Annotated in this window: 2 protein-coding genes; both read left to right on the forward strand. The window is 68.7% G+C overall.

The features are described 5' to 3' along the window. On the forward strand, positions 1 to 318 hold a 318-nt coding region (locus ABD323_RS42275; protein WP_344447372.1), incomplete at its 5' end, for a hypothetical protein. Next, on the forward strand, positions 311 to 831 hold a 521-nt coding region (locus ABD323_RS42280), incomplete at its 3' end, for a ParB N-terminal domain-containing protein (RefSeq protein WP_344447373.1). The genes ABD323_RS42275 and ABD323_RS42280, both read left to right, overlap by 8 nt.

Below are 831 nucleotides of genomic sequence, written 5' to 3' on the forward strand. Positions count from 1 at the left end.
GACATCCTGTCCGCCCTGCCCGACCTCGACGGCACCGGCTACGACCAAGACGCCGTGGACGACCTCCTCGACTCGATCGAGCTGCCGTCCCAGCTCGCCGCCGAGACGACCGAGCGGGAGGGCGACAAGACCGCCGACGAACACCTCCAGTGGGGCTTCGTCCAGTGGGACACGACCCGCGTGCAGATCACCAAGGAGGAGGTGGAGCGGCTGAACAACGTCCACGACGCCTTCTACACCGCGCGCGGCACCGACACCGGCTTCGCCCACTACCTCCTCGACCAGCACGACGCGCAGCGGGAGCTGGCCGATGCCTGAGTTCATCGAGTCCTACCCGATCGGGCAGCTCAAGCCCGCCCCGTACAACCCGCGCCGCCTCACAGAGGAGGCGTTCGACCGGCTCCAGCGGTCCCTGGCCCTGTTCGGCTGCGTGAAGCCCGTCATCGTCAACGGCAACCACATCCTCGTCGCAGGCCACCAGCGAACCAAGTCCCTGAAGGCCATCGGGCAGACCCACGCCCCGGCGATCCTCCTCGACGGCCACGTCTGCACGCAGGACGAAGTGCAGTTCAACCTGCTGCACAACTCCATCGAGACGGACGGCTCCAAGGTCCGGGTGCCGGCGTCCGGGCCGGACGGGCACGGCTGGGAGTGGATCGCCCCCGAGGACGTGACCGCGGTGTCCCGCTCCAATCCGGCGATCCAGGCGGAGATCCGCCGCCTGGTCACCCGGTACGGCACCTGGGGCTCAGTCGTCGCCGACCACGACGGCCGGGTCATCCTGAACAACGACTACGCGGTGGTCGTGAGCGACCTCAAGCTGCCGCTGCT

It is taken from the genome of Kitasatospora nipponensis, from assembly GCF_039528135.1.
GTDB lineage: Bacteria > Actinomycetota > Actinomycetes > Streptomycetales > Streptomycetaceae > Kitasatospora > Kitasatospora nipponensis.